At 40.0% G+C, this 21,307-nt stretch carries 24 protein-coding genes; 14 read left to right on the forward strand and 10 right to left on the reverse strand.

Annotated elements, in window-relative coordinates:
• Positions 1-24 precede the first annotated feature (24 nt).
• Genes murA through R0J88_RS06665 form a run of 7 tightly spaced genes read right to left on the reverse strand, consistent with a single transcriptional unit; the run spans position 25 to position 4,690 of the window.
• Positions 25-1,284 (reverse strand): UDP-N-acetylglucosamine 1-carboxyvinyltransferase, encoded by a 1,260-nt coding sequence (gene murA, locus R0J88_RS06635; RefSeq protein WP_008130314.1) that lies wholly within the window; start codon positions 1,282-1,284, stop codon positions 25-27.
• Positions 1,285-1,297: 13 nt separating this feature from the next.
• A complete protein-coding gene (locus R0J88_RS06640; RefSeq protein ID WP_006792109.1) occupies positions 1,298-1,555 on the reverse strand; it encodes a BolA family protein in 258 nt (85 codons plus the stop codon).
• Positions 1,556-1,560: 5 nt separating this feature from the next.
• Entirely contained in the window at positions 1,561-1,854 is a 294-nt protein-coding gene (locus R0J88_RS06645; RefSeq protein ID WP_006792108.1) for a lipid asymmetry maintenance protein MlaB, read from the reverse strand.
• On the reverse strand, positions 1,847-2,527 hold the full coding sequence (locus R0J88_RS06650; RefSeq protein ID WP_410899461.1) for a phospholipid-binding protein MlaC: 681 nt from the start codon (positions 2,525-2,527) through the stop codon (positions 1,847-1,849). The genes R0J88_RS06645 and R0J88_RS06650 overlap by 8 nt, the downstream gene beginning before the upstream one ends.
• Before the next feature lie 5 nt (positions 2,528-2,532).
• Entirely contained in the window at positions 2,533-3,081 is a 549-nt protein-coding gene (gene mlaD / locus R0J88_RS06655; protein ID WP_006792106.1) for an outer membrane lipid asymmetry maintenance protein MlaD, read from the reverse strand.
• Between the two features lie 14 nt (positions 3,082-3,095).
• Complete coding sequence (gene mlaE / locus R0J88_RS06660; protein WP_010555663.1) at positions 3,096-3,875, reverse strand: lipid asymmetry maintenance ABC transporter permease subunit MlaE; 780 nt, start codon at positions 3,873-3,875, stop codon at positions 3,096-3,098.
• Positions 3,875-4,690 carry an ATP-binding cassette domain-containing protein gene (locus R0J88_RS06665; RefSeq protein WP_074210176.1) on the reverse strand — a complete coding sequence of 272 codons (816 nt, stop codon included), beginning with the start codon at positions 4,688-4,690 and terminating at the stop codon, positions 3,875-3,877. Before R0J88_RS06665 ends, mlaE begins: the two co-directional genes overlap by 1 nt.
• A 381-nt stretch (positions 4,691-5,071) precedes the next feature.
• Here R0J88_RS06665 and R0J88_RS06670 point away from each other — a divergent pair, with 381 nt between their 5' ends.
• The 12 genes from R0J88_RS06670 to mgtE all read left to right on the forward strand — a co-directional run bounded on the left by R0J88_RS06670 (position 5,072) and on the right by mgtE (position 14,354).
• Positions 5,072-6,040: a calcium/sodium antiporter gene (locus R0J88_RS06670; RefSeq protein WP_410899472.1), complete on the forward strand. Its 969-nt coding sequence runs from the start codon at positions 5,072-5,074 to the stop codon at positions 6,038-6,040.
• Positions 6,041-6,043: 3 nt separating this feature from the next.
• Positions 6,044-7,015, forward strand: a complete 972-nt coding sequence (locus R0J88_RS06675) for a KpsF/GutQ family sugar-phosphate isomerase (RefSeq protein WP_006792102.1) — start codon at positions 6,044-6,046, stop codon at positions 7,013-7,015.
• Positions 7,016-7,567, forward strand: a complete 552-nt coding sequence (gene kdsC, locus R0J88_RS06680) for a 3-deoxy-manno-octulosonate-8-phosphatase KdsC (RefSeq protein ID WP_410899462.1) — start codon at positions 7,016-7,018, stop codon at positions 7,565-7,567.
• On the forward strand, positions 7,564-8,118 hold the full coding sequence (gene lptC, locus R0J88_RS06685; RefSeq protein ID WP_008130304.1) for an LPS export ABC transporter periplasmic protein LptC: 555 nt from the start codon (positions 7,564-7,566) through the stop codon (positions 8,116-8,118). Before kdsC ends, lptC begins: the two co-directional genes overlap by 4 nt.
• Positions 8,108-8,644, forward strand: coding sequence for a lipopolysaccharide transport periplasmic protein LptA (lptA, locus tag R0J88_RS06690; RefSeq protein ID WP_203986131.1), 537 nt, complete (start codon positions 8,108-8,110; stop codon positions 8,642-8,644). The genes lptC and lptA overlap by 11 nt, the downstream gene beginning before the upstream one ends.
• Positions 8,641-9,366 carry an LPS export ABC transporter ATP-binding protein gene (gene lptB, locus R0J88_RS06695; RefSeq protein ID WP_006792098.1) on the forward strand — a complete coding sequence of 242 codons (726 nt, stop codon included), beginning with the start codon at positions 8,641-8,643 and terminating at the stop codon, positions 9,364-9,366. The genes lptA and lptB overlap by 4 nt, the downstream gene beginning before the upstream one ends.
• A 69-nt stretch (positions 9,367-9,435) precedes the next feature.
• Positions 9,436-10,935 (forward strand): RNA polymerase factor sigma-54, encoded by a 1,500-nt coding sequence (locus tag R0J88_RS06700; RefSeq protein WP_410899463.1) that lies wholly within the window; start codon positions 9,436-9,438, stop codon positions 10,933-10,935.
• A gap of 26 nt (positions 10,936-10,961) precedes the next feature.
• Positions 10,962-11,249: a ribosome hibernation promoting factor gene (gene hpf, locus R0J88_RS06705; RefSeq protein ID WP_006792096.1), complete on the forward strand. Its 288-nt coding sequence runs from the start codon at positions 10,962-10,964 to the stop codon at positions 11,247-11,249.
• A 4-nt stretch (positions 11,250-11,253) separates the two neighbouring features.
• Positions 11,254-11,706 carry a PTS IIA-like nitrogen regulatory protein PtsN gene (ptsN, locus tag R0J88_RS06710; protein ID WP_006792095.1) on the forward strand — a complete coding sequence of 151 codons (453 nt, stop codon included), beginning with the start codon at positions 11,254-11,256 and terminating at the stop codon, positions 11,704-11,706.
• Positions 11,707-11,725: 19 nt separating this feature from the next.
• Positions 11,726-12,571, forward strand: a complete 846-nt coding sequence (gene rapZ / locus R0J88_RS06715) for an RNase adapter RapZ (RefSeq protein ID WP_006792094.1) — start codon at positions 11,726-11,728, stop codon at positions 12,569-12,571.
• Positions 12,572-12,614: 43 nt separating this feature from the next.
• Positions 12,615-12,887, forward strand: coding sequence for an HPr family phosphocarrier protein (locus tag R0J88_RS06720; protein ID WP_006792093.1), 273 nt, complete (start codon positions 12,615-12,617; stop codon positions 12,885-12,887).
• Between the two features lie 108 nt (positions 12,888-12,995).
• Positions 12,996-14,354 (forward strand): magnesium transporter, encoded by a 1,359-nt coding sequence (gene mgtE / locus R0J88_RS06725; protein ID WP_006792092.1) that lies wholly within the window; start codon positions 12,996-12,998, stop codon positions 14,352-14,354.
• Between the two features lie 69 nt (positions 14,355-14,423).
• On the opposite strand, the gene R0J88_RS06730 is transcribed toward mgtE, so the two are convergent.
• Together R0J88_RS06730 and R0J88_RS06735 are read right to left on the reverse strand one after the other, a co-directional pair.
• Positions 14,424-16,610, reverse strand: coding sequence for a YgiQ family radical SAM protein (locus R0J88_RS06730; RefSeq protein WP_039036367.1), 2,187 nt, complete (start codon positions 16,608-16,610; stop codon positions 14,424-14,426).
• Between the two features lie 107 nt (positions 16,611-16,717).
• Positions 16,718-18,913, reverse strand: coding sequence for an EAL domain-containing protein (locus tag R0J88_RS06735; RefSeq protein ID WP_410899464.1), 2,196 nt, complete (start codon positions 18,911-18,913; stop codon positions 16,718-16,720).
• 152 nt (positions 18,914-19,065) lie between these two features.
• Here R0J88_RS06735 and R0J88_RS06740 point away from each other — a divergent pair, with 152 nt between their 5' ends.
• Positions 19,066-19,647, forward strand: coding sequence for an SRPBCC family protein (locus R0J88_RS06740; RefSeq protein WP_410899465.1), 582 nt, complete (start codon positions 19,066-19,068; stop codon positions 19,645-19,647).
• Entirely contained in the window at positions 19,616-20,503 is an 888-nt protein-coding gene (locus R0J88_RS06745) for a TIGR03899 family protein (RefSeq protein WP_410899466.1), read from the forward strand. The genes R0J88_RS06740 and R0J88_RS06745 overlap by 32 nt, the downstream gene beginning before the upstream one ends.
• Positions 20,504-20,536: 33 nt before the next feature.
• Here R0J88_RS06745 and R0J88_RS06750 read toward each other — a convergent pair whose 3' ends face one another.
• Positions 20,537-21,307, reverse strand: a complete 771-nt coding sequence (locus tag R0J88_RS06750; RefSeq protein ID WP_305401584.1) for a TIGR04219 family outer membrane beta-barrel protein — start codon at positions 21,305-21,307, stop codon at positions 20,537-20,539.

The raw sequence follows: 21,307 nt of genomic DNA on the forward strand, positions 1-21,307 counted from the left end.
CACACCGACCGGCATTTAAACGTGTTAGCTTGCTTTACGCTTTATGTTAGCGCCTAGCGCGCTGAGTTTATCCTCAATACGCTGATACCCTCTATCAACGTGATAAATACGATCAACAACGGTTTCACCTTGCGCTACAATCCCTGTAAGGATTAAGCTTGCTGATGCTCGTAAATCCGTAGCCATAACTTGAGCACCAGAAAGACTTTTAGTCTCACCACATATTGCTGTGTTGCCTTCTAAACGAATGTTTGCGCCCATGCGCTGTAACTCAGGCACATGCATGAAACGGTTCTCAAAAATAGTTTCTGTAATTGTCGCGCTGCCGTTAGCCACTACATTAAGTGCAGTAAACTGAGCTTGCATATCGGTTGGGAACCCAGGATGCGGGGCGGTTTTAACATTCACCGCTTTAAGCTCACGACCACGCATATCCAGATAAATAGAATCGTCTTTCACTTCAAGTAAGGCATTTGTCGCGCGCAGTTTTTCAATAACCGGTTCAAGTGAATGAAAGTCTGTGTTTTTACACAATACTTCACCACCAGCCATTGCTGCAGCAACTAAGAACGTGCCCGTTTCAATACGATCCGGTAAAATTTTATGTTCACAACCGGATAAGCGCTCTACGCCTTCAATTTCAATACGGCTCGTTCCAGCGCCTGTAATTTTAGCACCCATTGCAATCAAGCAATTTGCTAAATCGGTAATTTCAGGTTCACGGGCTGCGTTTTCTAGTACTGTTTTACCATCGGCCAACGCTGCTGCCATCAACAAGTTCTCGGTTGCGCCTACACTGACCATCTCCATAAAGATCTCAGCGCCTTTAAGGCGACCATCCACTTTAGCATTAATGTAGCCATTTTCGACGCTAATTTGCGCACCTAAACGTTCCATGCCTTGAATGTGAATATCAACAGGGCGAGCACCAATAGCACAGCCGCCTGGCAATGAAACTTGTGCCTCACCAAAGCGAGCAACTAAAGGCCCTAATGCTAATACAGACGCGCGCATTTGCTTTACTAAATCGTATGGGGCCAACGTTTTATCAACAGTTGCACCATCAATGACGAGGGTATCACTCTGCCAATTTACATCTGCACCTAATGTTTTTAGCAAAGCTTCAGTAGTTACAATATCGCGTAAGCGTGGCACATTGGTAAATGTGCTTTTACCGTCGGCCAAAAGTGAGGCAAATAAAATAGGCAGTGCCGCGTTTTTAGCACCAGAAATAGTCACCTCACCAGCAAGTGAAGTGCCACCTTGAATTACAAATTGATCCATTAGGAGGCCCTATTTATTGCGGTAAAATAAATTTTTGTTCGCGTTTCCACTCAGTCGGTGTAAAAGCACGAATAGAAACTGCATGAATAGTACCGTCTGAAATAGTATTCATTAGTGGACCATATACTAGCTGTTGCTTTTTAACTCGGCTTAAACCGTCGAAGCACTCACCCACGGCAACAACTTCATAATGGCTTCCATTGGCTTTTACATGAACTTCTGCTAATTGAAGTTCTTCGCGTAATAATGTTTCGACTTGGCTAGTTTCCATAACTCTCACTCAAATAGGGTTGTAACTTGACCCAATTGCATTAAATTTTGCAATTGCTCAGGTGGATTTTGCAATTCAAGGCGAATACCTTGCTGCTTTAATTCTGCAAAAGAGTGAATTAACCAAGCTAAGCCGGCTGTGTCAACCCTTGACACCCCACTTAGGTCAAAATAGATGGTTTTATGCTTAGTTTGTAGCTGCTTGTTCAGAAGTTGTTCATCGCCAATTGAATTTCGAGAGAGCTCGCCGCTCGCTCGAAACTGTTGATCATCAATTTGGCTTATCGCCAATTTAGTCATTCGAGCTACTGCCTCTAAATTGAACTGGAAGCTTACTTTTTTGCTCTAAAAGGTCACTTACCTTATCAATACCTTGCTGACGCAAAATACCTTGTAGCTCACTTTGCTTAGCATCTAACAAGCTTATCCCTTCAGCAATCATGTCGTACGCACGCCACTGACCACTGCGATCTTCACGAACTTTAAAATCAATGCGGATATCTGGCTTACCATCTTCGATAATCTTTGTTTTTACTACAACCACATCCTGGCCTTTAAATGGTTGCGGTGCACCAAATTCAACGTGTTGGTTAGTATATTGGGTAAATACACCTGCATACGTAGCAACTAAATACTCTCTAAACACGCCAATAAAGCGCTGAATATCTTTAATTGCTTGTGCTTTTTCAGCATCATCTGTGATTGCGCGCACTTTAGATACTTCACTTCCTAATACACGCAGTGCTGCGTATTTATAATCAATATAGGGCATCAACTCTTCTTCAACGATAACGCGAAGATACTCTTGATCTTTAACAATCAATGGTTGATCTTTTTTGATTCGGTCAAATGTATGCTCTGATACCTTGCGCACCATTTTATTTGGATCGTCTAACTTTACTTCTGCAGCACTCACCGTTTGCATTAGGCTTAATGCGCTAAGCGTTATAATAACTAAATACTTTTTCAACATAATAATTACTCACTACCTTGGTTGAATAAAAACTGCCCAATTAATTCTTCTAACACAATGGCAGACTTGGTATCAATAATTGAATCCCCATTCCCTAGCGCCTTACTTTCTACGCCAAATAAGTCATCAATTGCAGTATCTTGTTCATTGTTGGTTACTGTTTCACCTAAACAACGCTGTTCAGCTGAACTGGAGGCAATAACAGGATTTATACCTAAGTATTGCTCGCCTAAAATACCCGATGTAAGTATGGATATAGAGCTTGTATCTGAAAAACGACATAAGTATTGCGCATCAATAGTCATATCAACCACAGGTAAAAACTCTTTTGGATGAACATAAATTGACTCAACGCGACCAATTACCACACCACCTACTTTGATGGGGGCTCGTGCTTTTAATGAGCCAATATTTTCAAACTTTGCATTGAGTGAATAGGTTTCGCCTGAGCCACTAATACCTGCATTCGCCACTTTAAGCGCTAACATAGCAAAAGCTAAAATGCCAAGCGCTACAAAAAAGCCAACTAAAATTTCTAATTTCCGTGAATTCATTATTTATACCCTAATTAGCTGGTAAACATTACCGCTGTCAAAATAAAGTCGAAACCTAAAACGGCCAATGACGAATGTACTACTGTCTCGGTAGTTGCCTTGCTGATCCCTTCCGACGTTGGAACACAGTCATAGCCTTTGTAAAGTGCAATCCAAGTAACCACTATTGCAAATACAAAGCTTTTAATTATGCCGTTTAGTACATCAGCCTGAAACGACACTTGCGATTGCATAATTGACCAAAAGCTACCGGTATCTACACCTAACCAATCAACCCCGACTAAATGAGCCCCTATAATTGCAACGGCAGAGAATATAATTGCAAGTAAAGGCATGCTAATAAAACCGGCCCAAAAGCGAGGTGCAATAATACGTTTAAGTGGATCAATTGCCATCATCTCTAATGATGAGAGTTGTTCGGTGGCTTTCATTAGGCCTATTTCTGCGGTAAGTGCACTACCTGCACGCCCAGCAAATAATAGCGCAGTAACTACAGGGCCTAGCTCACGTAATAAACTCAGTGCTACAAGTGGCCCTAAGCTATCTTCAGCACCATACCCTACTAATACGGTGTAGCCTTGCAATGCGAGTACCATACCGATAAACAAGCCTGATACCATTATAATAAGCAGCGACTGCGAACCCACCATATAAAGCTGGCGAATAAGCAGCGGAGTGCCTTTTTTAAAATTAGGAACATGCGCGAGTGCGCTGAACAACATGTAAGCTGAGCGACCAAGGGCAGCAAAGCGACCCAGAGTTTTATGCCCTAACTTTTGAAACAAATCCAACATTAGGCTTTTTCTCCAAGCAACTCATCTGCATAGGCTTGCGCGGGGAAATGAAATGGCACAGGACCATCAGACAAACCTTTTAAAAATTGCTGAACTAGCTCAGATTCATGATTGCGCATTTCATCTGGCGTACCTGAGCCTATTACGCCCTGATCGGCAATAATAATAACGTGATCGGCAATACTCATTACTTCAGTTACATCATGGGTCACAATTAAAGACGATAAACCCAATACTTGATTGAGCGATTTGATTAACTTTACAAGCACGCCCATTGAGATAGGATCTTGGCCAGCAAACGGTTCGTCATACATGATGAGTTCTGGGTCGAGCGCTATTGCGCGAGCAAGAGCAGCACGCCTTGCCATTCCACCTGATAACTCTGAGGGCATTAAATCTTTAGCACCGCGTAAACCTACAGCCTGCAGCTTCATTAACACCACTAAACGAATAAGATCTTCACTTAGTTTTGTGTGCTCACGAATCGGAAAAGCAATATTGTCAAACACAGACATGTCGGTAAACAAGGCACCACTTTGAAATAGCATGCTCATTTTTGTACGCGCTTCATATAATTCTGAACGCGTCATGGAAGGAATACTGCCACCCTCAAATAAAATATCACCCGAATCAGGTTTTAATTGACCACCAATTAAACGCAACATCGTGGTCTTACCAATACCGCTTGGCCCCATAATCGCAGTGATTTTGCCTTTAGGCACACTAAAGCTCATATTTTTATATATGACCCTATCGCCCCTGGAAAAGCTAACATCCTTGACTTCTACTATTGATTGCGACAAGTCGCTCTCCATAAAAATGTTCACTAGTGCCCCTATTTTAAATCTTTTTGATCCAATATGGAAAAAACAATTCGTAAGATTTTGTAATGTACGTTTAAAACACACATTAAGACTCACTCATCTTCACTTAACCAACACTTAAACTGGGGTCTGTTACCTATTAAGGTTAAATTTTCAGCAACCTATTTAGAATTTTGGCAAGTCAGTACCTGGTGGTGTAGTTATTCCCCATACATCAGTAAAACTTTAGTACTGAAAGCCTAACAGGCTCGACTAATTAATTTAGTAAAATGAATAAGCCTACGTAGTTGACCTTACTCTTTTATTTATACTTTCATCGTGGCATTTGTTACTATTCGCGCCATTCCTATTTTGAATAACTGGCTTAATACAATGGTTACCTCGTTTGTTATTTTGATTCTTGGTTTTGCAGCCCTAGTTTGGAGTGCTGACAGGTTTGTTTATGGTGCGGCCGCACTGGCTAAAAACTTTGGCGTACCAACCTTAATTGTTGGTTTGACTGTTGTTGCCATGGGCTCATCAGCACCTGAAATGATGGTATCAGCCTCTGCTGCATTAGCTGGAAAAACAGACACAGCGGTAGGTAACGCAATTGGCTCAAATATCACAAATATTCTACTGGTATTAGGTATTACCGCTTTATTTAGGCCTCTTAGCGTTTCTTCAAGTACATTAAAACGTGAAATCCCGTTAGTGCTTATTGTATCTCTAGCTACTTGGTATATTTTTTCAGATAACTACTTTTCGCTTGCTGAAGGCGTTGCCTTATTAATTGGTTTTGTCGTCTTTATTGGCGGGCTGATTATTGTTTCGCTACGTGCTAAAAATCAAACAGACCCATTTGTATCAGAAGCATGTGATGAAGTACCCAATGACGTACCAACAAAAAAAGCAGTAATTTGGTTAGTTATTGGTATGGTATTACTCCCTGTCAGTGCACATTTTTTAATAGAGTCAGCGGTTGATATCGCAAAATATTTTGGCCTAAGCGATTTAGTCATTGGCTTAACAATTATTGCAATAGGTACAAGCTTGCCCGAGCTTGCAGCTTCAATTGCAGGGGTTCTTAAAAATGAAGATGACTTAGCACTGGGTAATATTGTTGGCTCTAATATTTTTAATATTCTTGCCGTGCTGCCTTTCGCAGGCATTATCAACCCTTCTCTTATTGACCCGTCTGTTGCTAACCGCGACATACTTATTATGATTGGTGCCACGGTTGCACTTATTATCATGTCATTGAACTTTAGAGGTGCTCAGCGCATCAATAGAGTAGAGGGCGGCTTATTGTTAATCGCTTTTTTAGGCTACCAAGGGTATATTTTCAGTCAAGTAGGGTAAGTAATGGCAACGCTAAATTTTATTGAACAAGGCCTACGTGTATTAGACATAGAGCGCCAAGCATTGAGTGATATTGCACAATATGTGGATGAAAATTTTCATCAAGCATGTCAGTTAATATATGACTGCCAAGGGCGAACTATTGTTATAGGCATGGGAAAATCGGGTCATATTGGCAATAAAATAGCGGCGACTTTAGCAAGTACTGGCAGCCCTGCATTTTTTGTACACCCAGGTGAGGCAAGCCATGGCGACTTAGGTATGATCACTAAAAATGATGTGGTTATGCTAATTTCTAATTCTGGTGAAACAAGCGAAGTCCTCAATATAATTCCTGTTTTGAAGCGCCTTGGCGCAAAAATGATAGCCATGACAGGTAACGCAAGCTCAACAATGGCAACGCTTGCAAACGTACATATTTGCATAAAAGTTCAAAAAGAAGCCTGTTCGTTAGGCTTAGCCCCTACAGCAAGCACAACAGCAACACTTGCAATGGGCGATGCCATGGCGGTTGCACTGTTAGAAGCCCGCGGTTTTACAGCTGATGACTTTGCGCTATCTCACCCCGGCGGGAGTTTAGGTAAACGTTTACTGCTGACCCTAAAAGATGTCATGCATAGCGGTAAAAACACACCTATTATTAACGTTACGCAAACTATAAAAGATGCACTGATAGAAATGTCGGCAAAAGGCTTAGGCATGACAGCCATAGTTGATTCTCAGCAACAACTTGTAGGGCTATTTACCGACGGTGATTTACGTCGTATTTTAGAACAACGAATTGATATACATACAACACAAATAGATGTTGTAATGACCAAGTCCTGCACAACGGCAACGCAAGATATTTTGGCCGCTGAAGCACTTAATATTATGGAGCAAAAGCGTATTAATGGTTTAATCATCGTTAATGAGCAAAACCACCCTATTGGTGCATTAAATATGCAAGACTTACTAAAAGCAGGAGTATTATAAATGCAATTTGAAGAGCTCTATCAACCATTGAGTGAAGACGCAAAAGCACGTGCAAAAAAAGTAAAGCTACTTATTTGTGATATTGATGGTGTGTTTTCTGATGGTCGCATTTATTTGGGTAACCAAGGCGAAGAGCTCAAAGCATTTAATACAAAAGATGGCTTTGGCATTAAAGCGCTAATTAATAGCGGCTTTGAAGTTGCGGTAATTACAGGACGCCACTCAAAAATAGTACAACAGCGTATGACAAGCCTAACAGTACAACATATATATCAAGGCCAAGAAAATAAGCTACTCGCTTACGAAGAACTAAAAACAAAGCTCAATTTAAATGATGAGCAAATTGCCTACATTGGCGATGATGGCCCAGACATGCCAGTAATGGAGTTAGTAGGGTTTGCTGTTGCAGTAAATGACGCCCATCCGCTAATAAAACGTTTAGCGCATTATACAACAAAAATGCTAGGTGGCTTTGGTGCAGTGAGAGAACTTACCGACCTACTAATGCTTGAAAATAACAAACCTTTGACCACAAAAGGGACTAGTTCATGAATGCAGCGCGCATAATATTAAGCGTTTTATTCATCAGCTGTATGGTTTGGCTTTGGTACCCTTATTTCACACAAGTAAATTTACCACAACAAACCGAAGCAGACATAATTGCAAAGCCCGATTACACAGCCATAGAGCTAAAACAAACAGCGTATGACGAAAATGGGAAAATCAGCCATAAAGTAACGGCAGCGCGAATGGAGCTATATCAAGAATTAGGGTTTACCTTTTTTGATAAACCTATTTTTACGCTATACAACGACAAACAAACATGGCGAATTAACGCTAATGAAGCAACATTATACGAAGGCAGACAATTAATATTAGAAGGTAACGTTGTTGCTAGTAATTTAACTGATAACGCAATGATAGATAAAATTAATGCTGATAACATTCAGGTAGATATAAAATTACTAACGATGCAATCAGAGCAGCCTGTCATTGTTACAGGGCCCAATTTAAAAATCACCGGTAAAGGCTTAGAAGCCGATTTAAAAACCGAAGTGATAAAATTAATTAACCATACGCGAACTATTTATTATGACCAATAAACTATCAACACTCTTTATTATTCCAACATTTTTACTTGCATTAGGTACTAATGCCGCTGAACCAACAGCGCCAATTTCTGCAAATCAAATTTCGATTAGTGCGGATAAACAAGAGGGTCAACTAAAAGAAAACGTAGGTATCTTCGAAAAAAATGTTGAAATTATTCATGGCGACAGAAAAATTACCGCAGACCGCCTTGAGGTTCACAAGCGCGATGAGCTAGGCGACAACAAGCAATTGTTAATTGCCACAGGTACGCCTGCATATTTTGAAGAAAAACAAGCCGACGGCACAATAATGAGCGCCAGCGCTAATGAAGTTAGGTACGATGTTTCAACGCGTTTTTTAACATTAATTGGAGATGCAGAGATATCTCAAGCTGGGCAAAAAATGAATGCAAAAAGCATTACCTACGATATAGAACAGCAGCTTATTAGCGCCGAAAAAGATGAAAGTTCAACAGACCGTGTACACACTATCTTAGTGCCTGTGGAGCCTAAAAAAAATGACAAAGGCCAACCATGAGTACATTAAAAGCAGAGCTACTAGCCAAAAGCTACAAAGGCCGTGAAGTTGTAAAAAATGTGGGCTTAGAAGTTAAAGCTGGAAGTATTGTAGGCTTGCTTGGGCCAAACGGCGCAGGTAAAACAACAACCTTTTACATGATTGTAGGCTTAGTCCCTAGCGACAAAGGCAAAATATCTATCGATGATAACGATATTACGCTTTTACCTATGCACAGTCGTGCTAGATTAGGCATTGGCTACTTACCACAAGAGTCGTCTATATTTAGAAAATTAACAGTGTATCAAAACTTAATGGCTATTTTAGAAACTCGAAAGGAGCTCACTAAGCAAGCCAGAGAAGATACATTAAATAATCTATTGGATGAATTTAGCATTCAACACATTCGCGATAGCAAAGGTATGGCATTATCGGGCGGAGAACGTCGCCGAGTAGAGATTGCACGTGCTTTAGCCGCAGATCCAAAGTTTATTTTGCTAGACGAACCATTTGCCGGTGTTGACCCTATCTCAGTATTAGATATTAAAAAAATTATTGAACACCTGAAAAACCGTGGGATTGGCGTATTAATAACAGACCACAATGTAAGAGAAACCCTTGATGTTTGCGAAAAAGCCTACATTGTTTCTCATGGGGAACTGATTGCTTCTGGTACCCCTGAACACGTATTAAATGATAAAACTGTACGCGATGTATATTTAGGCGAGCAATTTAGGCTGTAACATTTACGCCTTATTTATAAGCATCTGCTAGTATTAATTATAACAACTTAAAAGGATTGTTAGAGATACATGAGGCAATCACTACAGCTGCGCATGGGCCAGCAACTTACAATGACACCTCAGTTGCAACAAGCTATTCGCTTGCTGCAATTAAGTACATTGGATCTTCAGCAAGAAATACAAGAAGCGCTCGACAGCAACCCATTACTTGAGGTTGAGGAGCAAGACTATGCCGATGATCTTGCGGGCAAAAATGAGCAAAAAGCAGATAATGATGAAGTTACAGTAACCGTATCTGCAGATGAAGCCCCTAGCGAGTATGAACAAGACAGTGGTGAAGCGCTTGCTAAAGATACCGTAAGTGACGACATGGCAATGGATGTTAGCTGGGATGAGTATATGAGTGCAGCCCCTGCATCATCTTCAGGCCCAATGCCTGAAGATGAGTCTATATATCAGGGCGCATCAACTGAAACGCTTCACGAATACTTAATGTGGCAATTACAATTAACGCCATTTAGCCCTACAGATGAAGCCATCGCTATTGCTATTGTAGAAGCGGTGGATGATTCAGGCATACTGACACTCAGCTGCGAAGAGATTTTAGAGAGCTTTAATCAAGATAACGACGATGACGTTGAGGTTGAACTTGACGAAATAGAAGCGGTTTTAAAGCGCATTCAGCTATTTGACCCAGTGGGTATTGCGGCACGTAGCTTACAAGAGTGCTTGTGTATTCAGTTAAATCAATTTGATAAAGGCACGCCTTTTATTGATGAAACAAAAATGATTTTAACAGAGCACATTGATTTGTTAGCTGCTCGTGACTACCGTACATTAATGAAAAAAACGAAGCTCAAAGAAGATGAGCTTAAAGAAATAATGACACTTATTCATACTCTCAACCCTAAGCCTGCAGACACAATAGTACGAGAAGAGTCTGAGTATGTAATACCTGATGTGTCAGTTAAAAAAATTAAAGGCCGCTGGATTGTAGAGTTAAACCCAGACAGCATGCCAAAAATTCGTGTAAACAGCCAATATGCAGCGATGTCGCGTACAGTTAAATCAAGCGGCGACAGTCAATTTATTCGCTCACATTTACAAGAAGCTAAATGGTTTATAAAAAGCTTAGAAAGTAGAAATGATACACTTTTAAAAGTAACTAACTGTATTGTTAAACAACAACAGGGCTTTTTTGAACACGGCCCAGAAGCCATGAAACCGATGGTTTTAAATGATGTTGCCGAAATGGTAGAAATGCACGAATCAACAATTTCGCGCGTAACTACGCAAAAGTATATGCACACACCGCGTGGAATATTTGAGCTTAAATACTTTTTCTCAAGCCACGTAAGTACCGAAAATGGTGGAGAATGTTCATCTACGGCAATACGTGCACTTATTAAAAAATTAATCGCAGCAGAAAACTCAGCAAAACCATTGAGTGATAGCAAAATTGCGGATATATTGGCTGAGCAAGGAATTAAAGTAGCGAGACGTACAATCGCAAAATATCGCGAATCTCTGGCTATTCCACCGTCAAATCAGCGAAAGAGCCTGATTTAAGACGCTAAACAAAGAGGGTAATGCTTATGCAACTAAATTTAACTGGTCGTCATGTAGAACTAACTGATTCATTAAGAGACTATATAAATACCAAATTTGCGAAGCTAGAAAGGCACTCTGATCATATTAATAATGTTCATGTCATTCTTGATATAGAAAAATTAAATCAAAAAGCAGAAGCAACTATTCATGTAAGTGGTGCTGAATTATTCGCATCCACTGAACATCAAGATATGTATGCAGCTATTGATTCATTGATTGACAAGCTTGACCGTCAAGTAATTAAACACAAAGAGAAGCTTGCTCGACACTAATATGATGAAATTAAGTTCACTTATATGCCAGGACTGCAGTAAAGCTGCGGTCCTTTTTAATAGTAAAAAAAGAATTTTAGAGTTTATTAGCGAGCTGGCTCACGATAAATTACCGTATTTATCTCAACAGGATATTTTGGGCGCTTTATTAACCCGCGAAAAGCTAGGCAGCACAGGGATAGGAAGAGGTATTGCTATTCCACATGGCCGAATGAGCGGCGCACAAGAACCTTTAGCATTGGTGTTAGTAAGTGAAACACCGATTAATTTTGATGCTATAGACAACCGCCCTGTTGATATTTTTGTTGCACTCATCGTACCTGAAGGCGATAACCAACAGCATTTAAAGACGCTAGCAACGATAGCTGATAAACTAAAAAATAAAGAATTTTGTAAGCAGCTTCGCTGTGCTAAATCGGATGCTGAGTTGTATCAAATTATTGTTGACCAATCGTAACAAATTTAAAGGGTGATTAATGGAGTTGATTATCATAAGTGGCCGTTCTGGTTCTGGTAAGTCGGTTGCTTTACGCGTTGTTGAAGATCTAGGTTATTATTGCGTAGATAACATTCCAGTAAATTTATTACCTTCTTTGGTAAGAAGCGTTTCTGATAACTACGATAAAATTGCCGTTAGTATAGATGTGCGAAATTTACCAAAAGAGCAAGATGAGTTTAATCACATCATCGAATACTTACCGGGTTTTACAAAACCAACGCTGTTCTACTTAGACAGTGAAGATCAAACCCTTATTAAACGCTTTTCTGAAACCAGACGCTTACACCCTTTATCAATAGATTCACTTCCGCTTGATTTAGCCATAAAAAAAGAAAAAGAACTTCTCGATGTGCTAATTACGCGCGCCGATTACATGATCGATACCAGTGAGCTAAGCGTTCATCAACTTGCTGAATCAATTCGCGAAAAAATATTAGGTAAAAAAGACAAGCAGCTAATTGTTACATTTGAATCTTTTGGTTTTAAACATGGCATTCCTAAAGAAGCAGATTACGTATTTGATGCGCGTTTTTTACCTAACCCGCATTGGGAGCCTGAACTAAAACCACTTAATGGCCTAGACCAACCAGTAAAAGATTATTTGGCTAGCCACAGCATAGTTCAAAAATTTACATGGCAAATACAAACCTTTGTACAAACATGGCTACCACACCTAGAGCGAAATAACAGAAGCTATTTAACTATTGCGATTGGCTGTACTGGCGGGCAACATCGCTCTGTATATTTAGCGCAAACAATTGGCGAAAGCTTTGCAGTTACGCATCCCAATGTAAAAATACGTCACAGAGAACAAGAAAAGTAATTTTACAAAACTAATAACCTGTTCAGCTTTGATAGAGTAATGTATGCGTATAGAAGACACTTTTTTAATACAAAATAAATTAGGACTGCATGCCAGAGCCGCGACTGTATTAGCCCAACTCGCTGTAAAATTTGATGCTTCAATCACCTTATTTCAAGATGATAAAGAAGCTGCTGGTGACAGTGTATTAGCACTAATGCTACTTGAAAGTAGCCAAGGTAAAGAAGTTAAAGTGGTATGTGAAGGGCCTGATGCAGAGCAAGCTTTAAATGCAATTGGAGAACTTATTTCGCAACGATTTAACGAACAAGAGTAACGTTAATTTTTAACATTTAAATAAAATAACTATAATCAAAATAACTGGCTGCTAGGTCGTACTCCCCCACCCATTAGGTAACAGTTACAGTATAAATAAAGGACGCCAATGCCCGAAGCTTTTGAACAAGACTACCCACTACAACAACTAAAACAAGTGACCAAGTCACTTAATAGTGGTCAGTTTGTTCAAGTTAGGCGCATGCTCGCAAAAACAGCGCCATGTGATACTGCGTTATTATTAGAATCATCTCCACACAAAATTCGTCGCTTGCTATGGCAGTTAGTTGATCCTGATGTTCAAGGTGATGTACTCGAAGAATTATCAGAAGACGTGCGCCTGGGTATTATTGCCCAAATGGAGCCTGAGCACATTGCTGCTGCCACTGAAGACATGGGTCACGATGACCTAGGTGAAGTATTACGTAGTTTGCCTGACACCGTTTACCAAGACGTTGTTAGCGCCATGGACACCCAAGATAGAGAGCGCGCAACACAAGCGCTATCTTATCAAGAGCGTTCTGCTGGTGCACTTATGAACACCGATACGGTAACTATTCGCCCAGATGTGACCATTGATGTCGTACTACGTTATATTCGACTTCGCGGAGAGTTACCTGAAGGCACTGATGACCTGTATGTGGTTGATAAACATAACTGCTTTATTGGTGCTTTATCGCTGAGTACATTGCTAACTAATCCACCAGAAAAAATTGTTCGCGATTTAATGGATGAAGAATGTGAGTCAATTCCAATTTCAATGGATGAAAGTGAAGTCGCACAACTGTTTGAGCGCCATAATTGGATCTCGGCCCCAGTTGTTGATGACAACGATCAGCTACTTGGTCGTGTCACGATCGATGATATTGTTGACGTAATTCGTGAAGACGCCGAACATAGTTTACTGAGTTTGGCGGGCCTTGATGATGAAGAAGATACCTTTGCCCCTGTCTTAAAAAGCTCTAAAAAACGCTCAGTATGGTTAGGAGTTAACTTATTAACTGCGCTTGCGGCCGCCTTTGTAGCCAGTTTTTTTGAAAGCACACTCGATATTTTACCCATTTTAGCAGTGCTTAATGGCATCGTTCCTTCTATGGGCGGTGTTGCTGGTAGTCAATCTCTTACACTTGTTATTCGTGGTATAGCTGTTGGTCATATAAATCAAACCAACCAACGCTTTTTAATGATGAAAGAACTCGCTATTGGAGCACTCAATGGCATTTTGTGGTCATTGTTGATTGCGGGTGTCATTGCACTTTGGCAGTGGGACTTTATGCTCGGCGGCGTACTCGCTTTTGCCATGTTTATGAACTTAGTTGTGGCAGGTGTTGCTGGTGCAAGTATTCCAATTTTACTTAAAAAAATGAATATAGACCCTGCACTTGCAGGCAGTGTAGTGCTAACAACAGTCACCGATATAGTGGGTATTTTTGCCTTTTTAGGCACCGCCACTTGGTTGTTAATATAAATTTAAAATCCGCTATAAAAAACGCGCAGTTAATTTATAGCTGCGCGTTTTTTAATGTCTCGGTAAAAACTATCTGGCTTTGTGCCTATTTCCACCCACTTTAGGTTTTGTATTAGCCTTTTTAAATTGGCTAAATCCCGTATGACGTGTAAGCGCTGGGCGAGCCCCTTTACGGCCTTTATTAACGGTTTTACCCGCTTTTTCATCACGGCCTTCTTCTGGCACTAAACAGTTTGGCCCTTTGCCAATTAAGTTGGCTTTACCCATTTTGCGAAGTGCTTCACGTATCATTGGCCAGCCCGATGCATCATGGTAGCGCAAAATAGCTTTGTGTAATCTGCGCTGGCGTGCTCCTTTTGGCACTGGCACTACTTCACTATTATTCTTGATATTACGCAGTGAGTTCATCTCTGTATGGTAAATAGTGGTCGCATTGGCCATTGGAGATGGATAAAAGTTTTGCACTTGATCCAACTTAAAGTCGTTAGACTTAAGCCATAAAGCCATGTTTACCATATCTTCGTCTTTAGTTCCTGGGTGCGCAGAAATAAAATACGGAATTAAATACTGCTTTTTACCCGCTTCTTTCGAGTACTTATCAAATAATTCTTTAAATTGATCGTAAGCCCCCATACCTGGCTTCATCATTTTTGATAATGGACCGTCTTCAGTATGCTCTGGCGCTATTTTTAGATAGCCGCCCACATGATGTGTCACCAGCTCTTTAACATAGCGAGGATCGCGTACAGCAAGGTCATAGCGAACGCCCGAAGCGATAAGAACTTTTTTAATGCCTTTTACATCACGTGCTTTTTTGTATAAGTCGATTGTTGGCGTGTGATCCGTGTCCATATGCTTACAAATATCAGGGTATACGCACGATAAGCGTCGGCAGGTACTTTCTGCTTTTTTGCTTGTACAACGTAATTTGTACATGTTGGCCGTTGGCCCACCTAAATCGGAAATAACGCCAGTAAAACCAGGCACTTTATCTCTGATCTGTTCAATTTCTTCAATAATGGACTCTTGCGAGCGGCTTTGAATAATACGCCCTTCGTGCTCTGTAATCGAACAGAATGAACACCCACCAAAGCAGCCACGCATAATATTCACCGACGTTTTTATCATGTCGTAAGCAGGTATTTTAGCGTCGCCATAACGTGGATGAGGAATTCGTTGATAAGGTAATCCAAATACCGCATCCATTTCATGTGTTTCTAAAGGATAAGCCGGTGGGTTAACCCAAATAGAGCGATCGCCATGACGCTGAAATAAAGCTCTTGCACAACCTGGGTTAGTTTCTTGGTGTAATATCCTTGAGGCATGCGCGTATAAAGGTTTGTTAACACTTACTTGCTCGTAGGCTGGAAGTTTAACATACGTTTTTTCCCATGGCTTAGGGCGCGCTGGCTGCACTGTAATAGGCTTTGCAGCTTCTGCTTTTAAATCAATACCAGCTTGTTTAAACTCAGACTTGCTACAGCCAACATCATCGGCTCCGTAAGGGTTTGGAATGGGGTCTATTTTACCTATTTTATCAATAGCTGTTGAATCACTCCCCCGCCAGCCCGGCAAAGGTTCTTTACGAATCACAGCGGTACCACGAATGTCTTGAATCGTATCCATCGTTTCACCACCGGCAATACGGTGGGCAACTTCTACTAATGGGCGCTCAGCATTTCCGTAAATCAATATATCGGCTTTTGAGTCAAACAAAATGCTACGGCGCACTTTTTCTTGCCAATAATCATAATGGGCTATCCTGCGAAGGCTGGCCTCAATACCGCCAATAACAATAGGAATACCTTTGTATGCTTCACGACACTTCTGAGAGTAAATCATCACCGCTCGATCCGGGCGTTTACCACCTACGTTGTCTGGTGTATAAGCATCATCGTGGCGCATACGCTTTTCAGCTGTGTAACGGTTAATCATTGAGTCCATGTTACCAGCAGTTACACCAAAAAATAGGTTTGGCCTGCCAAGCTCCATAAATGCGTCTTTTGTATCCCATTTGGGCTGAGCAATAATACCTACTCTAAAACCTTGCGCTTCGAGCACACGTCCGATTACTGCCATCCCAAAGCTTGGGTGGTCAACATACGCATCACCACTAATTATTATTATGTCGCAGCTATCCCAGCCAAGTGCATCCATTTCTTCGCGTGATGTAGGTAAAAATGGTGCAGTGCCGTAACACTCAGCCCAATACTTGGGGTAAGAGAATAAGGCGCGCTTAGCTTTGAGTGTGCTCATAAATGTGACCGTAGAATAACAAAAGGCGCAAATTATACATCATAGACTTGTTTATATATACAACATTACAACGTATGAAATACCTTTAACACTAAGCCTATAACTATCTATGTTTTTCGTTTACTAATGAACTCTAATAACTTGTTTTCAGGCATAGGTTTAGCATACATAAACCCTTGTACTTCATCGCATCCTAAGTCTTTTAAAAACTTAGCTTGTTCCTGCGTTTCAACACCCTCTGCTATTGTTTTTAAACCTAACTTTGCACCTAACGATATTACTAATCCAGCAACGGCACCGGTATCACCATTATTAAGATCTTTAATAAACGACCTATCAATCTTTAGTCTATCGATAGGAAGGCTTTGTATATAACTTAATGAAGAAAACCCTGTGCCAAAGTCATCAATAGCAACTTCAATACCCAACGCCTTAAGCTCCCTCAGAGTATTAATAACCGTGTCTAATTCATCCATTACTACGCTTTCAGTGACTTCAAGCTCAATGTTTTTTGGGTCCACACCGTATTTTAGTAAGGTATTTTTTACTGTTTGCGCATACCCTTTAACTTTAAATTGCGGAACCGACACGTTAACAGCAATACATATTTCAGTTCCTTCATTTTCTAATCGCTTTTGCTGTTGGCACGCTTGCTCTAACACCCACTGCCCTATATCAACGATGAGTCCAGCGTCTTCAGCTAAAGGTATGAACACTGCGGGTGAAATGTAGGTGCCATTTTCCAACGGCCAGCGTAAAAGAGCTTCGCAACCAATTAATGACAAATCATCAAACGATAACTGCGGTTGGTACCATACTTCGAGCTTCCCTCTGGCAAAATCATGGCGCAGCTGTCTAATTAAACCTAATCGCCACTCCATTTTTTCTTGCATATCAATACTGTAATAAACACCTTCCTTGTGCTTTATTTTTTTAGCATGATTTAAAGCAATATAAGCCACTTTTAATGTTTCTAAACCAGAGCCTTGAAAGTCTTGCTGTTGGCATAAGCCAATTCTAAAATCGATGGGTAACACATGTTCCGCAGCAGAAAACGACGGACTTAACTTTTCATTAAAATCAGTTAAAACAAATTCACTTTTTGGGATTAAAAAACCAAATACATCAGCACCTACACGAGAGAGTAATTGAGCTGTGGGGACAATTGCTCTCAAACGCTCAACAATAGCAATAAGTAGCTTATTACCTACATCTTGCCCTAAGCCATCATTTATATCTGAGAAGTTAATAACGTCTAACAAAACAAACACATATTTGTTTTCACTGACGTTTTGAAAATCATCTATGCGCTCAATAAAATCAGTTCTATTTGAAATACCAGTGAGTAGGTCTTTATAAGCTGCATCTCTTAGCTTTACAAACAACCGTATATTATCGAGCGCAATACTAATATTAGTTAAAAATATTTCAGCAAACTGCAGTTGAATATCTGTCGGTGCTCCACCACTCTCAATATATAAAGCAGCTTTGCGGTGCTTACTTTTTAAAATAAAGGTGATGCTGTTATCTGTATATTGATGAGTGAGTTGTCCAAAACAGGCCTCAACCTGAGATAACGCAGTTTGGTTAACATTAACTAATTTTTCACCAAAATATTCTTCGTACTTTTCACACCCGCCCAGAACCTGAATAAAATTTTCACCATCAAGCTTGGTACAAATTAATCCGTTAGATTTACAACCTAAAATAACCCCCATAAATTCAAGTGCTTTATTGCACAATACTTTTATATCTGTTTGCCCCAAAATGTATTTAGAGGCAGATAAAATAGTATTCATCGCTTGCGCTTGATACTCAAGTAGGCATATCTGTTCGTAAGAACGAATAGCAGCAATAAGCGTTGTCACAAGTTTTGAGCGTGTCAGCTCTGTTTTAGTTTTGTAATCGTTTATATCGTATTCACGAATAACTTTTTCTTCGGGGATATTAGCGGCTTGGCCCGTACGTAAAATAATGCGAACGCGTTTGTTATTAAGAGTGTCTCTGACATGTTTAACCACCTGAAAGCCGGCATCGTCAGTTTCCATAATAACGTCTAAAAAAATAACAGATATATCATTGGGCTGAGTAAGTATATTTTTGGCCTCAGCGCCAGAATATGCGTGATGAAACCTAAGCCTAGCACCACCATATTCTAACCCAGATAATGCGAGCTTTGTAACCGTATGAATTTCTTCGTCGTCGTCTACAATTAAAATATCCCAATAACGAGATGGCTCAACAACTATTTCGTCGTCTTGCTGTGGGTCTAAAAATAGAAAATCATTTTGTTCAGACGACATATTTACCCTTTTTCTGGTACTGCTTAATGCTTAAATATTCTAACGTAATGTTTAAAAAGCTATAAATTTAGTTTTTGGCTTATGATCTAATTCATACTATAGTCGATTAACAAAAAGTTGTTACATATATAGTTAAAAAAACTACCAAAGGTATGGTTATTAAATTATTAAAAGTACTGTTCAAATACGTATTAGTTTTACTACTTATAATAGTCGTAGTCGGATTACTGCTGCCTCAAGATTATCGTGTAAGTAAACACTTAGAAATTAATGCAAATACCAGCACAATAAAAACACTTGTTGCAGACTTTAACCAATGGCACACATGGTCACCTTGGCAGCAAGTAGACCCCACCATTGAGTTTATTGTTAATGAACCTGGCGCTGGTGTAGGCGCTCATCAATCATGGGTAGGAAAATGGGGGTATGGTGAAATGACTATAACCTCCCTAAGTGATGATGAAATGTCGTTCAACATATTGCTAAATAATGAACACATTATTGAAGGCACACTCACATTTTCACCGCAGGCAAATGCCAATATCGTGACCTGTTATATTGAGGGACAATCAACGACTCTTCTCATTTCAGGCTATATGGCACTCGTATATGAGTATATTTTAAATAACACTCTAGAGCTTGGGTTAAATAATTTAAAAACCGTAGCACAATTAAGCGATATACAAAGCGTAGCAAATAGCCATGACAGTAAAAACAGCACAAGCACGGATTAATCTAGCTAATATAATAGAATCGTTACTTGGCTACCCTGTGACTAAGGTGCCCAACAACGACACTTCGCCATCATCAGAACAAAGTTACAATACAAAAGGGCAAGTAAAACCGCAGTACAATATAAATAGCGAACACCCTTTGCTGACTCGCGCAAAGCAAAGACAAGATTTACTGGCTATTAAGCGCCAACAAAATATAGAAGCTATCTTAACCAAAGCAATGGAGTTTTGCCCCGATGTAGCTAGCAATAAACACCCTGATGCAGATTGGGTTGAACACTTTATTGCTTTATGTGAGGACACCTCAAATAGCTCTATGCAAGCATTGTGGGCAAAAATTTTAACCGGTGAAACATTAAGCCCGGGGACTTTTTCAATTAAAAGCTTACAAACACTAAAACACATGACTCAGCGCGAAGCCGACTCTTTGCAAAAATGCGTGTCTTTGTCAGGTTATAATGAAAAAGACGATAGCCACTTTATTTTACTTGGCTTTTATAAAAAACCGTCTTTATTTGACCTACTTCGTAAGGGAAATAAAGTGTCATTAAATTTAGGTAAAACAGGAATAGGCTTTCCTGATATTTTAACTTTAATGGATTTGAATTTGCTTTACAGAAAAGAAATCGAATCTGCGGTGCTTAAAGCTGGCCAAGAACTCACGTTGTCGTTTTTATCTCAAAAGGTGACGCTTAAAGCAAAAAATAGTGATTTGGTTTTAAGCTATTACAAATTCACACAAACCGGCGATGAACTATCTAAACTCATACGATTTCCTGTAAATAAAGTATATAAGCAGCTGGTAAACACGGCACTAGAGGGAGAGTTTGATTTAGCGTGGCATCCTACAAAATAGGACGCCACGCTTTGTTTAATTAGAAGGCACTAATTAAAAATGAATCTGAATACCTGCAAACGGACCCGATGCGTCAATATCAGTAGTAATATCATCAATATCGTCAAGCTCTAATACCATTGATCGGTAACCCGCTTTAACAGCAATATCTACAGCTAAGTTATCTACAAGTTCCCAAGCAACACCTACTTGATAATCTTGCACTTTACTATCGTCAATTGCCAAAAGGCTCCCTTCAAAAAACACACTTAAACCAGTAAGTGGTAAGCCTGCTTCTGCACGCGCGTATGCAAGTGGTACAAAACCAGAAAACTCAACAGTTTCAGTAAAGTTTGCGCCGCCATCTTGCGTTGTACCATTAACAATGATGTCACCGTCAAACTGCTTCGCGTTTAGACCTAAATCGATAGAAATCAGGTCATTATCAAATATTTCGTAATACAAAATGTAATCTACATGCGTTAAATCGCTTACAGAATTAACGGTTGTACCCACTACGTAGTCTGAACCATTAAAGCTAAACGTATCATTTAGTACAGTAGAGCCATTTAGCTCAAGTTCTGTATACTTTAATTTAAGATTAGGTACTAATGGCACCGGGTGCTCAAGCGCGGCGTAATAGCTTATGTATGTTTCATCTTCAAAGTTGAAATCTTGAGGTGCATTTGCTTTGTAAGAAAGCTGACCTTCATTATCCGACTGCCAACCATCAACACCTACATATAAACCTAATAGGGTATCAGCCTGAGCTGCAGGTGCTAAACATGCCATAGATAAGGCAGCTGCTAAACAATACTTTTTCAT

The organism is Pseudoalteromonas sp. SIMBA_162 (genome assembly GCF_046535955.1).
Lineage (GTDB): Bacteria > Pseudomonadota > Gammaproteobacteria > Enterobacterales > Alteromonadaceae > Pseudoalteromonas > Pseudoalteromonas marina.